Origin of the sequence: Marinobacterium iners DSM 11526 (assembly GCF_900107855.1) — a bacterium.
GTDB lineage: Bacteria > Pseudomonadota > Gammaproteobacteria > Pseudomonadales > Balneatricaceae > Marinobacterium > Marinobacterium iners.
On sequence record NZ_FNRJ01000020.1, the window covers coordinates 14,240 to 28,516 of the forward strand.

The 14,277-nt window shown below is 56.0% G+C and carries 14 protein-coding genes; 1 reads left to right on the forward strand and 13 read right to left on the reverse strand.

Annotated features, from left to right (window positions below; all coding sequences use genetic code 11):
- Positions 1-19: 19 nt before the first annotated feature.
- The 3 genes from iscR to BLV48_RS16030 all read right to left on the reverse strand — a co-directional run bounded on the left by iscR (position 20) and on the right by BLV48_RS16030 (position 2,144).
- Positions 20-502 carry a Fe-S cluster assembly transcriptional regulator IscR gene (iscR, locus tag BLV48_RS16020; protein ID WP_091827801.1) on the reverse strand — a complete coding sequence of 161 codons (483 nt, stop codon included), beginning with the start codon at positions 500-502 and terminating at the stop codon, positions 20-22.
- Between the two features lie 66 nt (positions 503-568).
- Positions 569-1,393, reverse strand: coding sequence for a serine O-acetyltransferase (gene cysE, locus BLV48_RS16025; protein ID WP_091827802.1), 825 nt, complete (start codon positions 1,391-1,393; stop codon positions 569-571).
- Entirely contained in the window at positions 1,386-2,144 is a 759-nt protein-coding gene (locus BLV48_RS16030; protein ID WP_091827803.1) for an RNA methyltransferase, read from the reverse strand. Before BLV48_RS16030 ends, cysE begins: the two co-directional genes overlap by 8 nt.
- A 130-nt stretch (positions 2,145-2,274) precedes the next feature.
- Between BLV48_RS16030 and BLV48_RS16035 the strand changes: the two genes are divergently transcribed.
- Complete coding sequence (locus tag BLV48_RS16035; RefSeq protein WP_091827804.1) at positions 2,275-3,090, forward strand: inositol monophosphatase family protein; 816 nt, start codon at positions 2,275-2,277, stop codon at positions 3,088-3,090.
- Positions 3,091-3,181: 91 nt separating this feature from the next.
- On the opposite strand, the gene BLV48_RS16040 is transcribed toward BLV48_RS16035, so the two are convergent.
- The 10 genes from BLV48_RS16040 to tsaE all read right to left on the reverse strand — a co-directional run bounded on the left by BLV48_RS16040 (position 3,182) and on the right by tsaE (position 14,276).
- Positions 3,182-4,477 (reverse strand): adenylosuccinate synthase, encoded by a 1,296-nt coding sequence (locus BLV48_RS16040; protein WP_091827805.1) that lies wholly within the window; start codon positions 4,475-4,477, stop codon positions 3,182-3,184.
- 41 nt (positions 4,478-4,518) lie between these two features.
- On the reverse strand, positions 4,519-5,697 hold the full coding sequence (locus tag BLV48_RS16045; RefSeq protein WP_091827806.1) for an ATP phosphoribosyltransferase regulatory subunit: 1,179 nt from the start codon (positions 5,695-5,697) through the stop codon (positions 4,519-4,521).
- Positions 5,698-5,819: 122 nt separating this feature from the next.
- The gene (hflC, locus tag BLV48_RS16050) at positions 5,820-6,695 is read right to left on the reverse strand and encodes a protease modulator HflC (RefSeq protein WP_091827807.1); all 876 of its coding nucleotides are present in this window, start codon (positions 6,693-6,695) and stop codon (positions 5,820-5,822) included.
- Positions 6,695-7,903 carry an FtsH protease activity modulator HflK gene (gene hflK, locus BLV48_RS16055; RefSeq protein WP_091827808.1) on the reverse strand — a complete coding sequence of 403 codons (1,209 nt, stop codon included), beginning with the start codon at positions 7,901-7,903 and terminating at the stop codon, positions 6,695-6,697. Before hflK ends, hflC begins: the two co-directional genes overlap by 1 nt.
- 66 nt (positions 7,904-7,969) lie before the next feature.
- Positions 7,970-9,268: a ribosome rescue GTPase HflX gene (gene hflX / locus BLV48_RS16060; RefSeq protein WP_091827809.1), complete on the reverse strand. Its 1,299-nt coding sequence runs from the start codon at positions 9,266-9,268 to the stop codon at positions 7,970-7,972.
- Positions 9,269-9,276: 8 nt separating this feature from the next.
- Complete coding sequence (gene hfq, locus BLV48_RS16065; RefSeq protein WP_091827810.1) at positions 9,277-9,516, reverse strand: RNA chaperone Hfq; 240 nt, start codon at positions 9,514-9,516, stop codon at positions 9,277-9,279.
- Positions 9,517-9,633: 117 nt separating this feature from the next.
- Positions 9,634-10,581 carry a tRNA (adenosine(37)-N6)-dimethylallyltransferase MiaA gene (gene miaA / locus BLV48_RS16070; protein ID WP_091827811.1) on the reverse strand — a complete coding sequence of 316 codons (948 nt, stop codon included), beginning with the start codon at positions 10,579-10,581 and terminating at the stop codon, positions 9,634-9,636.
- Positions 10,581-12,449 (reverse strand): DNA mismatch repair endonuclease MutL, encoded by a 1,869-nt coding sequence (gene mutL, locus BLV48_RS16075; protein ID WP_091827812.1) that lies wholly within the window; start codon positions 12,447-12,449, stop codon positions 10,581-10,583. Before mutL ends, miaA begins: the two co-directional genes overlap by 1 nt.
- A gap of 16 nt (positions 12,450-12,465) precedes the next feature.
- Positions 12,466-13,803: an N-acetylmuramoyl-L-alanine amidase gene (locus BLV48_RS16080; protein WP_091827813.1), complete on the reverse strand. Its 1,338-nt coding sequence runs from the start codon at positions 13,801-13,803 to the stop codon at positions 12,466-12,468.
- Positions 13,803-14,276 (reverse strand): tRNA (adenosine(37)-N6)-threonylcarbamoyltransferase complex ATPase subunit type 1 TsaE, encoded by a 474-nt coding sequence (gene tsaE, locus BLV48_RS16085; RefSeq protein ID WP_091827843.1) that lies wholly within the window; start codon positions 14,274-14,276, stop codon positions 13,803-13,805. The genes BLV48_RS16080 and tsaE overlap by 1 nt, the downstream gene beginning before the upstream one ends.
- Position 14,277 lies beyond the last annotated feature (1 nt).

The following is a 14,277-nucleotide window of genomic DNA, read 5'->3' on the forward strand; positions in this document are numbered from 1 at the left end:
TCATCTCTCCAAAAAACTCTCACACAGCGGCTTTGTGGCGCACTGATTGTTCGGTAGTACTGGCGATCAGCCGCTGCTGACGATCTGCCACCTGTTGGACATCTCGTCGTGCAACCAGATCAGCCAGACTGATGCTACTCAGAAAGCCGTGAATCTGATCACTCAGGTCGCACCAGAGATGATGCGTCAGGCATACTTCACCACCCTGACAGCCACCGTTGTGCTGGCAGCCGGTTGCATCCACCGACTCGTTGACCGCATCGATCACTTCAGCCACATTGATCAGACCCTGCTCTCGCTTGAGCTGATATCCTCCACCAGGCCCACGCACACTGCGCACAAGCTCGTTGCGGCGAAGCTTGGCAAACAGCTGCTCCAGATAAGACAGAGAGATTCCCTGCCGTTCGGAGATATCAGCCAGGCTGATCGGCCCCTTGCCTTCGTGTAATGCCAGATCAAGCATCGCCGTTACGGCGTAACGCCCTTTAGTTGTCAATCGCATAATTATCCCTCACACCCACTCTTGCGAGTCTGTGGGTATTATGCAAATTCCTACTAAATTAGTCAACTATTTGTCCGACATGTTCACCGGGTCTTTGCGCTCCGCTGCAGGACGCAACGTTTCAGGCTCATCCACCGCGGCTTCAAAATCTTCCGACTTCAGCTCAGGCAGCTCCTCGTTGCAATAGCCCGGCTTGAGCTCACACAGCGCCTTACCCATGGTTTCAACCTTGTGATCCATCGCCTGCATGTGATCCAGCAGACAACGAATGGCATGTGCCACCGGATCAGACACTTCACGGGAAACCGCATAGGCATCAAACCCAACCTTATCTGCCATTTGGCGCCGTTTTTGCTCTTCAGGAGAGTCTTCATCGGGATGGCGTCGAATCACGCGCCCGGGAATACCGACCACTGTGGCATCCGCTGGCACGTCACGCGTAACTACGGCATTGGAGCCAACACGCGCACCCTCGCCGATCATAATGGGACCCAGCACCTTCGCACCTGCACCGCATACCACGTTATTTCCAAGCGTGGGATGGCGCTTCCCCTTATTCCAGGTGGTGCCGCCCAGAGTCACGCCATGATAGAGCGTTACATCATCACCAATCTCGGCGGTTTCCCCGATCACAACCCCCATGCCGTGATCGATGAAAAAACGCCGTCCAATGGTCGCACCTGGATGAATTTCAATACCTGTCAGCCAACGCGCAAGATTGGAAATCATTCGCGCCAGCCATTTCAAGCCCTTGTGCCAGAACCAGTTGGCAATACGGTGAAACCAGATTGCGTGCAATCCAGGGTAGGCCGTCAACACCTCGAAGGCATTACGTGCAGCAGGGTCCCGGTGAAATACCGAGCGAATATCTTCACGAACCTGATCAAACATCGGATTTGTCCTTTTTCACTTGCCCCGAACGGCGCTCGATGGCCGTAAGGATACCGCGTAATACATTCACTTCGACTTTATCCGGCACAGCACGTTGAAGCAGACGTCGCAAGCGAGGCATCAACTGACGCGGGTTATTCGGATCAAGAAACTCAATCTCCACCAACGTACGCTCAAGGTGTTCAAACATCAGTTCCAGCTCACGCTGCTCTGCCAGCTCTATATCCCAGTCAGTCCCCCACTGGGGGCGGGCCGCCTGTTGATCGGCCACTTGTGCCATTCGCAACTCGTAGGTAATAACCTGTACAGCCGCTGCAATATTGAGCGAGCTAAAACTTTCAACAGCCGGGATATGTACATGGTGGTGACAACGCTGCAGTTCCTCGTTGGTCAATCCCCGGTCTTCGCGGCCAAACAGAATGGCAACACGCGCCTTACCTTCGAGCGGAATCGCGATGGCAGCCAGCTCGCGAGGATTTACCAGCGGCCAGGGAATATGACGCTCACGTGCACTGGTACCGAAAATCAGCCCACAATCCGCCAATGCCTCATCCAGGGTAGACACCACGCGGGCCTTCTCAAGGATATCGGTCGCACCCGAGGCTCTGGCATCGGCATCAGGATGTGGAAAGCTCTTGGGCTCTACCAGACAAAGATCACTGACACCCATATTCTTCATCGCTCGCGCGACACCACCGATATTACCGGGATGGGTTGTGTTAACCAGTACGATTCTGATGTGATCAGACATAGGGAGGCACGCCGTTAAAAGCTGGCTATTCTATCAGAACATCACCGAGTTGCAGACCACCTGTTCAGCGCAGGCTCCGACTAAGCTACAATAGGACTTTGACAACCACGAAGACCGGAAACCGACACTGATGCAACCGATGGTTAATATAGCACTGCGGGCAGCACGACTCGCAGGCGAACAGATTTCCCGCACCCTCGAACGCCTTGACCTGATCAAGTCCGAACAGGCCGATGTTGCTGAGTTCATCAGTGATCTGTGCCAGCAGGCTGAACGCACGATTACCAACACCATTCAAAAGGCGTACCCGCACCACAGCCTGATCGGTGAGTATACGGGTCAACATGCACCGATTGGTGAAGGCCCAGGCCACTGTGAATGGCATATCAGCCCGATTGACAGCCTGACCAACTTCTCCAACGCCCTGCCAATGTTCGCGCTCAGCATCACCGGTTTCGTCAACGGCAAGGCTGAACACTGCGTGGTACTCAACCCCATGTTTGGCGAAGAGTTCACCGCAAGCCGCGGCAAGGGCGCACAGCTGAACGGCAAGCGCCTGCGAGTAAGCAACCGCACTTCACTGGAAGGCGCCATCATCGGTACCGGCTATCACGCACGCAAGAGCGACAAGCCCTGGCTGGAATCTCATGTTCGCATGATGCAGGAAATCATGCAGGCAGGCGCAACCCTCCACAACAGCGGATCTCCTGTACTGAGCCTGGCCTACACGGCAGCAGGACGGCTGGATGGGTTCTACCAGATCGGTCTCAGCCCTTCAGAGCTGTCGGCAGGACTGCTGCTGATCCGTGAGGCTGGAGGCCTGGTCGGCGACTTCTCTGGCGGCAACAGCTACAGCGAACGCGGCAACCTGGTCACGGCCAACTCCAAGATTCTCAAGGCCTTGCTGCGCACACTGCACCCGGCCACTGCCGAAGGGTTACGCTGATTCATTCAGCTCGCTCCTGATCGAGCTTGCTTTAAGCCAAAAAAAACCGCATCCCTGGATGCGGTTTTTTTCAGCTGCAGATCAGTGAATCTCAGGCATCGAACGGATCACGCAGTACGATGGTCTCGTTACGGTCAGGGCCGGTCGAGATAATATCGATCGGCGCTTCAATCAGCTGCTCAAGACGGGCGATGTATGCCCGCGCATTAGCCGGCAACTCTTCCAGTGTACGTGCACCAAGGGTCGACTCCTGCCAGCCCGGCACGGTCTCGTAAACCGGCTGAATCTGCTCATAGTCTTCACTGCCGTTAAGCGAACTCACACTGTTGCCGTTACTGTCACGGTAGCCCGTACAGATATTGATCTCTTCAAGACCATCCAGAACATCCAGCTTGGTCAGGCAGATACCGGAAACCGAGTTGATCTGAATAGCGTGCTGCAGTGCCACCGCATCAAACCAGCCACAGCGACGAGCACGCCCCGTGGTTGAGCCAAACTCGTGACCGCGCTCAGCCAACCGCTGCCCCACACCACAATGCAGCTCGGTCGGGAAAGGCCCGCCACCAACGCGCGTGGTGTAGGCCTTGGTGATACCCAGAATATAGTCCAGATACAGAGGACCAAAGCCGCTTCCGGTCGAAGTGCCGCCTGCAGTGGTGTTGGACGATGTCACGTAAGGATAGGTGCCGTGATCAATATCCAGCAAGGAGCCCTGTGCGCCCTCAAACATGATGCTCGCACCCTGTTTGCGCAACTGATGCAGCTTGGCCGTCACATCCGTCATCATCGGCACCAGCGTCTTGGCCATTTCCATGGCTTCATCAAACGTTTGCTGGAAATCGACGGCATCTACCTTGTAGTAGTTCTGCAGCACGAAGTTATGGTACTCCAGCACTTCCCGCAGTTTGGTGGCGAAACGCTCAGGATCGGCCATATCACCCAAGCGCAGACCACGCCGGGAGACCTTGTCTTCGTATGCCGGGCCGATACCACGACCAGTAGTACCGATCTTGGCATTGCCGCGCGCCAACTCACGCGCCTGATCCAGCGCAACGTGGTAGGGCAAAATCAACGGACAGGCCGGACTCAGCTGCAGACGCTCACGCACCGGCACACCACGCCCTTCCAGCTCAGCAATTTCCTTCAGCAAAGCCTCCGGTGACAGCACCACTCCGTTGCCGATCAGACAAAGTACATTTTGACGCAGAATACCGGATGGAATCAGGTGCAGGACTGTCTTTTCACCATCAATCACCAGTGTATGGCCTGCGTTATGACCTCCCTGGAAGCGGACTACGGCAGCGACCTGCTCGGTCAGTAGATCAACGATCTTACCCTTGCCTTCATCACCCCACTGGGTGCCCAGAACAACGACGTTTTTACCCATTGCTGTCTCGAATGCTCGTTAGATATCAGAAAAAAATGCGCTCAAAGGTCGATAACGACCCAGTCACCACCCTTTGGAACCAGCTGCCGCCGGAAGCGACCGGGTTCGGAAATCTCACCATCCAGCTGCTGTACAACTCGCTCACCGGAGGTACGCAGCAGACGAATCGCCTGTTGCAACGTCTGATCCTCACCTGCGGGAGCCAGCACAGCGTTGGTGTTGGCAGCAGGCCGGGAAGCAGACAGGTCAATCAAAGTTTTCAGGTCAGCACTGAAGCCGGTTGCCGGACGAGCACGGCCAAAATCACGACCGATGTTGTCATAACGTCCACCCTTGGCAAGCGCCTGACCATAGCTGGGAGTATATGCCGCGAACACCACGCCTGTGTGGTAGTGGTAGCCGCGCAACTCACTCAGATCAAAATAGGTTGATACACCCTCACAGCGCAGCACAACGCGTTGCGCCAATGTGTCCAGCGCATCAACTGCACGCACAAGCTCAACATCGCTGGCAAACAAGTCACGCGCACGCGCCAAGACATCCACCGAGCCATTCAAGCGAGGCAACGTCTGTAACCAGGTAGTTGAGCGATCATCCAGCCCGAGTGCGGCAACAAACCGATCAATCTCAGGCAGTGCCTTGCGCTGCAGCATATCCTGATAGTCAGCCTGCTGCTGTTGATTCAACTGACACAGCTGCATCAGCCGGCTGAATACCGCTACATGACCCAGGTCCAGGCTGATTGGCCCGGCAACACCTACCGCCGACAGCGTTTCCAGCATTAGTGCAATCACCTCAACATCACTGTCGGGGCCCGCATGGCCGTAAAGCTCCGCACCCAGCTGGACCGGGTTGCGAGAAGCCAGCATGTTGGTGGGATGAGTGTGCAGTACCGAGCCACAGTAGCAGAGGCGGCTGGGGCCTTCCGTACGAAGACGGTGGGCATCAATGCGTGCTACCTGGGGTGTCATGTCAGCGCGTACGCCCAGTGTATGCCCACTGATACCATCGGTGACCTTGAAGGTATTGAGATCCAGATCATGCCCTACGCCAGTCAGCAGGGACTCCAGATGCTCTGCAATGGGCGGCATGACCAGGTCGTAACCCCAGCTGTCATAAAGATCCAGCACTTTGCGCCGCATCAGCTCCACCTGCCGCGCCTGCGGCGGCAGCAGCTCCATAATTCCGTCGGGCAGCAACCAGCGATCTGCCAAGGCCATGCATTACTCCGCTGTCATCAGTTGATCTGAATCACAAAAAAACCGGGCACAAACCCGGTTGTTCAACTATACATGAAACCGGGTGCCAAAGGCACCCGGTTTTGGGCAACAGTCACTTTGCCTTATTGGTTTCCGGTCGCACTGTTCAGATAACGGAAGAATTCGCTCTTCGGATCCAGCACGAACAGGTCACCTGCTCCAGAGAAAGCCTCACGGTAGGCATTGAGGCTACGGTAAAAGCCGTAGAACTCAGCATCACGATTAAACGCCTCAGCATAGATTCCCGCTGCCTCGGCATCACCTTCACCGCGCACAATTTCGGCTTCACGGAAAGCATCTGCCAGGATCACCGTACGCTGACGATCCGCATCAGCACGAATACCCTCGGCAAGCTCTTTACCGCGTGAGCGCAACTCTCGCGCCAAACGCAGACGCTCGGTCCGCATACGCTCATATACGGAGGAAGAAACTTCCTGCGGCAGCTCGATACGCTTGACACGCACATCGATGACTTCGATACCGAGCTCATTCTGCGCCAGCTGGCTCAGTGCACGAATGACCGCACCCATCACCTCTTCACGAGCACCTGAAACCACCTCGGTCAACGTGCGCTCACCGAACTGGTTACGCAGACTGGTTTCGATGCGGCTTGATAGCAGATCAGCCGCCCGGAACTCATCACCGGATGTCGCAGTATAGTATTTCTCTACATTATCAATGCGCCACTTGACGAAGGAATCCACGATAAGACGTTTTTTCTCCAGCGTCAGGAACGCCTGTGGACGCGCATCCAACGTCATGATACGCCCTTCGAACTTGCGAATGGTGTTCACGAACGGAATTTTGAAATGCAGGCCCGGCTTGATATCAGCCTCAACCACCTCGCCAAAGCGCAGCTTAATTGCCCGCTCGGTTTCCTTGATGATGTAAACGGACTTGGAGCCCACCATGACGACCAGCAGAAGGGCGATCAGCCCAAACAATGTTGTCGGTTTCATTAGCGTCCCTCCCTCAGGCCAGAGGTTGTCTGAGCACGCTGACGCGCCTCCTGCAGTACCTGCTCAGCCAGCTGATTCAGGGTATTTTCATCCAACCTGACCGGCCTTCCAGACGTATCGCGCAACGGCTGCTGCTCCGTCAAGCGATCCAGTGGCAGGTACATCATGTTATTACCCCCTTCCACATCGACCATCACCTTACCGGTACGGCTCAGCACATCCTGCAAGGTATCGATGTACAGACGCTCACGCGTTACCTCTGGCGCCTTGGTGTACTCGGTCAGAAGTGCCGTGAAGCGACTGGCTTCACCCGTTGCCTTGGCAACAACCTCCTCACGGTAGGCATTGGATTCTTCCATCAAACGCTGCGCCTGACCCCTTGCCTCAGGAATAATACCGTTGGCATAGGCCTGAGCTTCGTTGATTACACGCTGTTCGTCTTCTCGCGCCTTGATCACATCATCAAACGCATCCTGCACCTGGCGAGGTGCCTGAGCATTCTTGATGTTAACCTTGGAGATCTGCAGACCCGTCGAATAATCTTCCATGTAGCGCTGCAAGCGTGCCTGCACCTGCAGGGCGAGGGTGTCACGCCCTTCCGTCAGAATACCGTGCATCTCGGAAGTACCGACCACATGACGCAGCGCCGACTCCGAAGACTGTGCCAGACTGTCGCTCGGGTCACGAATCTTGAGAATGTACATGACCGGGTCCGCCACCACATACTGAACGGTCATATCGACATCAACGATATTTTCATCTTCAGTCAGCATCAACGAGCGATGGTCATAGGAACGGATACGGGTGGTATTCACCTTGGTAACATCATCGATCAGCGGCGGATTCCACTGCAGACCCGGCTGTACCGTGTCGTGGTATTTGCCAAGGCGCAGCACGATACCACGCTCCTGCTGGTCGACGGTGTAGAACCCCATACCTGCCCAAAACAGGGCTGCCAGTACGATGATGACAACAAAGAAGCCGCCACCTGCAGCCTTGCTCGGCCCCTTGCCCGAACCGCCACCGGAGCCACCTTTCTTCTTGCCGCCCCCAAAGATACCGCCCAGGCGATCCTGCAGCTTGCGCAGCGCCTCATCGAGATCAGGCGGACCCTGATCATTGCCACCACCACGCTTGCCGCGATTATCACCGCCGCCACTCCAGGGGTCATGGTTATTGCCATTCCCGCCGGGCTCATTCCAGGCCATAGTGCTCTCCGTACTAAACCGCTTGATTAACTGTATTGGATATCATTGTCGCCGCAACCGACCCGCTTAGTCGACCCCTTGCGGCAGGTATTGTTCCTGATCAATCCCCAGACGACTGAGTATCCGTCTGAAATCTTTCACCTGCAGCCTTACCTCCAGCTGCATCTGGCCGCTGTCATCCACCTCTTCAGTAACCACTGCGCCCTGCGCATACAGCTGCGAACGCAGACCTCCCTGCCTTGGAGTCAGGGTCAGCTTCTGGTGGAACATCTCTTCACCCAGGCGTTCGCTGATTGCCGCCAGCAACAGGTCAATACCTTCACCGCTAACCGCCGACACCCACACACGCCAAGGCACGCCGTTCTCGTCTCGGTCTATGCGCGGCTGCGCATCCGGCAATTGATCAATCTTGTTGTACACCTGTAGTACAGGGACTTCTGCCGCACCGATCTCTTCCAGCACCGCTTCAACCTGCTCGATGTGACCCAGGCGCTCTTCGTCATAGCTATCGATCACGTGCAGCAGAAGACCCGCTTCAGTGGTTTCCTGCAAGGTAGCACGAAAAGCCTCGACCAGCTTGTGCGGCAAGTGACGAATGAATCCCACCGTATCCGCCAGAATAGCCGGCCCCACATCAGCCAGTTCAATCTTGCGCAGCGTTGGGTCCAGCGTTGCGAACAGCTGATCAGCCGCATAGACACTGGCCGTAGTTAGACGATTAAACAGGGTAGACTTGCCAGCGTTGGTATACCCCACCAGAGAGATGGTGGGTATTTCCGAGCGTTTTCGTGCCCGCCGCCCCTGCTCACGCTGCTTGCGCACCCTTTCCAGTCGCTTGAGAATGGACTTGATGCGAACGCGTAACAGACGACGGTCGGTTTCGAGCTGGGTTTCACCAGGACCACGCAGGCCGATACCGCCCTTCTGTCGCTCCAAGTGAGTCCAGCCTCGCACCAGTCGGGTGGACATGTGCTCAAGTTGAGCCAGCTCGACCTGCAGCTTACCTTCATGGGTACGCGCACGCTGGGCAAAAATATCCAAAATCAGGCCGGTACGGTCCAGCACACGACACTGCAGCTCACGCTCCAGGTTACGTTCCTGTGCCGGGCTCAAGGAATGATTGAAGATCACCAGCTCGGCTTCGTGCTCACGCACAAGATTACCAAGCTCCTCCACCTTGCCTTTACCAAGAAAGAATTTGGGACTGGGATCGGCGCGCGACCCGGTCAGAAACTCAACCGGATCGGCCCCGGCTGACAATGCCAGCTCTTCAAGTTCACGGGGGTTTTCGCGATCAGCCTCACGGGCCAGTTCGATATGGACGAGGATCGCGCGCTCGCCAGATTCAGGACGTTCGAAAAACAATTAATACCTCATTCAGCAGGCTTTTCATCGGCCACGGGCAGCTTGACCGGACGCGAAGGCACTACTGTGGAAATGGCATGTTTATAAACCATCTGACTGACGGTATTTTTCAGCAAAATCACGAACTGATCGAAAGACTCAATCTGTCCCTGCAGCTTGATGCCGTTTACCAGAAAAATGGATACCGGAACGCGTTCCTTACGCAGAACATTAAGATAAGGGTCTTGTAGTGATTGCCCTTTTGACATTGCAAACTCCTTCCAGAATGGATAGCTGTTTATGTAGTTGTAATTAATTCTATTGTTACTGACCCGGCATCATACACCTGTATGCACAGAGTTTGCGCGCGATCATACCGCAATTCATTATATAACGGCAGGGTCCGCGAGTTTCAAGGCATGGGAAACTAAATTCGACGCCTCACTGTCAAGCCAATTCACATCCGGCCAACTGCGCAACCAGGTCAATTGCCGCTTTGCCAACTGTCGCGTAGCTACTACCCCTTTGTAACGCATGGTGTCGCGATCATATTCATCGCTGAACCAGGACCACATCTGTCGATAGCCAACACAACGAATTGATGGCATCCGTTCATGCAGATCACCTCGCTCCCATAGCTGCCGCACCTCCTCTTCGAAACCGGCTGCCAGCATCAGATCAAAACGCTGTTCAATTCGCTGATGCAACCTGGAGCGATCCTGCGGCATGAGCGCCAGCGGCAAAATATCAAATGGCAGCTTTGCCTCAGCCTGTTCTCGCCAGTGATCGCTGATCGGCCTGCCCGTCAATTCAAACACCTCCAGCGCCCGCTGCAGCCGCTGAGCATCGGTTGGCTTGAGTCGACGCGCACCCTCGGGATCCACCTCAGCCAGGCGCTTATGCATGGCCGGCCAGCCCAGCTCGGCAGCTTCAGCCTCAAGCCGAGCACGCAATTTCGGATCCGCCTCTGGCAGGTTGGCCAAGCCCTGCTGAAGAGCATTGAAATACAGCATGGTCCCCCCCACCAACAGTGGTATCCGCCCACGCGACTGAATATCGGCAATCTCTGCCAATGCATCCGCCCTGAACTGCGCCGCCGAGTAAGCCCCTGCCGGATCCAGAATATCCACCAGTCTGTGAGGATAGGCTCGCAGCTCATCCGGGGTGGGCTTGGCGGTACCGATATCCATATCTCGGTAGATCATGGCCGAGTCGACGCTGATCAGATCACAGGGCAATGTGTCACACAGCCTCATGGCCAGATCCGTCTTGCCCGACGCAGTCGGTCCCATCACAAAAATCACCCGAGGCCGGTTCACGCTCAACTGTTGCATTATTCGCCCCGCATGAAGAGTTTATCCAGTTGCCCCAGGCTCAACTGCGTCCAGGTTGGTCGCCCATGATTGCACTGTCCACTGCGCTCAGTCTGCTCCATATCACGCAGCAGTGCATTCATCTCGGGCAGTGTCAGTTGTCGATTGGCACGTACTGCACCATGACAGGCCATTGTGGCCAAAAGTTCATTCAGATGCGCCTCAATTCGATCACTGGCTCCCACCTGGGACAGATCCGCCAGCACATCACGCAACAACAGCGCCACATCCGCCTTGGCCAAAGCTATCGGCACTTCACGAATCACCAGCGTTTCTTCACCCATACGTTCCAGCCGAAAGCCCAAACGCTCAAAATATTCGGGCTGCTCCTCTGCCAGATCCGCTTCACGACCACTGACAGCCACACTGACCGGAACCAACAGGGGCTGGCTGCGGATACGGTCCTGCTCGAACGCAAGCTTCATGCGTTCGTAAACGATGCGCTCATGTGCCGCATGCATATCCACCAACACCAGCCCCTGTGCATTCTGAGACAGAATATAGATACCGTGCAGCTGCGCCAGCGCATAGCCCAGCGGTGGCATTTCAACCCCCTGCTCGACCGCAGGCATTGCCTGTAAAGGCTGCGGTGCAACACCAGAAGGCCGGTGCAGAGCGCCATAGGCACTGATTTGCTCGCGCACCTGTGGACCGCTTGGGGCGCGCCCGGCATTCCCGGCATAGCCCGCAATACCAGACTGAGCTGCATGACCGGCAGCCGGACCGACCGCCGCATCAGTCATACCCGGCTGGAACCAGCTCGCTGGGGCCGACTGTACTGGCGCTTCGGTCGAGCCGGCAGGCGGAGGAGTATCCTGCGGACGCATGTCTGCAATTACGCGATAAAGGGTGCGGAATATAAAATCGTGTACCAGTCGGCTTTCACGGAAACGCACCTCATGCTTGGTCGGGTGCACATTGACATCCACCAGCGCCGGATCGAGTTCCAGATACAATACGTAAGCCGGATGACGGCCGTGGTACAGCACATCCTGGTAGGCCTGGCGCACGGCATGGGTCACTACCTTGTCGCGAATAACCCTGCCATTAACGAAGAAATACTGTTGGTCAGGCTGCGCACGGGAAAAGGTTGGCAGCCCCATCCAGCCCCAAAGGCGCAATCCCGATGCTTCGGCCTGCACATCCAGTGCCACTGACTCGGCCACGAACGCCTTGCCCAGCAATTGGGACAGACGTTGCTCACGTGCCGTTTCACTGTCGGCGGCACGCAATTGATGCACTACTTTGCCATTATGGCGCAGGCTAAAACCTACCCGGTAGCAACTCAGGGCCAGCCGTTTCACAACCTCTTCCAGATGGCGGAATTCGGTTTTTTCAGTTTTCAGGAACTTGCGCCGTGCTGGTGTATTGAAAAACAGATCACGTACTTCAACCGTGGTACCGACTGGGTGTGCCGCAGGAATAATTTCTGCCAACATCTCACGCCCCTGGGCAGACACCGCCCACGCACTCTCCTGCTCTGGCGGCCGAGAGGTCAACGTAAGCCGTGATACGGAGCTGATACTGGCCAGCGCCTCGCCACGAAAGCCGAGGCTGCCTACGGCCTCCAGATCTTCAAGCATGCCAATTTTGGAGGTGGCATGCCGGCTCAGCGCCAACGGCAGGTCAGCCTTGTCGATACCGCCACCATTGTCACGCAGACGGATCAGCTTGACACCACCCTGCTCGATGTCCAGATCAACTCGATCAGCCCCCGAATCCAGACTGTTTTCCAGCAACTCTTTCACTACGGATGCGGGACGTTCAACGACCTCACCAGCGGCAATCTGGTTGGCCAGCTGAGGGGAAAGAAGATGTATTCGTGTCATCAGAAACCTGAAAGGGTTAGCCGGTCGGGATACGCAATACCTGACCGATGCGGATACTGTCACTGCTTAGCTGGTTAGCCTGCCGCAGGCGCTGCAGTGACACTCCATTACGCTGCGCAATGACGGAAAGAGTATCACCCGAGACCACCTTATACAGACGCTCACCACCCGCCAGCTGACTGCCGGACTGTTTTGCCCAGGCGATATAGCTGCCAGTGGGAGGCTTTTCCCAGAAATGACCTGTTATGCCACGAAAGATCGACTGCGCCATCTGCTGCTGATAGCTGGCAGTTTTCAACTTGCGCGCCTCCTCCGGGTTGGAAATGAAGCCGGTTTCAACCAGAATCGAGGGAATATCGGGTGACTTCAACACCACAAAACCGGCCTGCTCAACATGCTTTTTGTGCATGCGCGCAAAGCTGGCCATGTTGGCATGGATTCTGGACGCTACCTGATGACTGTCCTTGCGACTAGCGTTCATCGACATGTCGAGCAAAACGCTGGCCAGCACGTCATCCTTGTCACCCAAACTCAGACTGCCCACACCACCGATCAAGTCGGCGCTGTTTTCACGCTGAGCCAGCCAGCGACCCATCTCACTGGTCGCACCTCGGCCAGAAAGCACCCAAACCGAAGCACCACGGGCGCGAGGATCCTTGAAGGCATCTGCATGAATGGATACAAACAGGTCAGCGTTGCTCTTGCGCGCCTTGCCTGTACGGCCACGCAAGCTGATATAGTAGTCTCCGGTACGGGTCAGTACTGCACGGTAGCCACGCTCAGCATCAATCAGGCGCTTGAGCTCCTGAGCGATCTTGATCACCACATCCTTTTCTCTGACCCCGCCAGGACCGATGGCGCCCGGGTCTTCACCGCCATGTCCAGCGTCTATGACCACGACAACATCCCGTTTGTTCTCCTCGCCCGGCACCGGTACAACGGATTTGGTGACTATCGCTTCTTCGCGCATCGCCAGGTCCACCACCAGCCGATAGCCATACTGTTCATTCGGTTTCAGGTCAAAGCTCTTGGGGCGCACATCACTCTTGAGATCCAGCACAATGCGCAGACCATCACCGCGGGTGCTGTGACGGATTTGACTGACCGGGCTATCCTCCAGCCCAAGATCATTCAGGGAAGCCTGCAACTGGACCTTGTCGATATCAATAACCACTCGATCAGGGCCTGACAGCGTGAACAGTTTATGTTCAACCGGGCCGCTGAGGTCAAACACCAGACGTGTGTTGTCCGGTGCCAGCCAGGCACGAACATTCTGGATTTCCTGCGCTGCCTGAGCAAGCGGCACAAGCAGCAACATCAACAGCAGTGAGCTCAGTATGCGCAATGTATTCATCAACCCGTATCCGTATTGCGGATTTTCAATAGTGTATCGGCAACAGCGGCCCCTTTTTGAGTATTACTCACCAGACTTAACCTGCGCCCCATGCCATCAACCGTAATCTGGATCTCAAGATCCGGCGTCGGCAGCAGCCCCGCCCCCTTTTCCGGCCATTCGATCAGGCAAAGAGCATCGTTGGCAAAATAGTCTCGGATACCCAGATATTCCAGCTCTTCCGGGTCACCCAAGCGATACAGATCAAAGTGATACACCTGGCCTGCCGGCGTTTCGTAGGGTTCGACCAGCGTGTAGGTCGGGCTTTTCACCGAACCCTGATGACCGCAGCCACGCAGCACACCACGGCTGAACGTGGTTTTCCCCATGCCCAGGTCGCCATGCAAAAAGACTACACCACCAGCATCGACGGCCTGAGCCAGCTGTTCACCACAGCGTACCATTTCGGCTTCATCGGCCAGAAAAAACTCCATC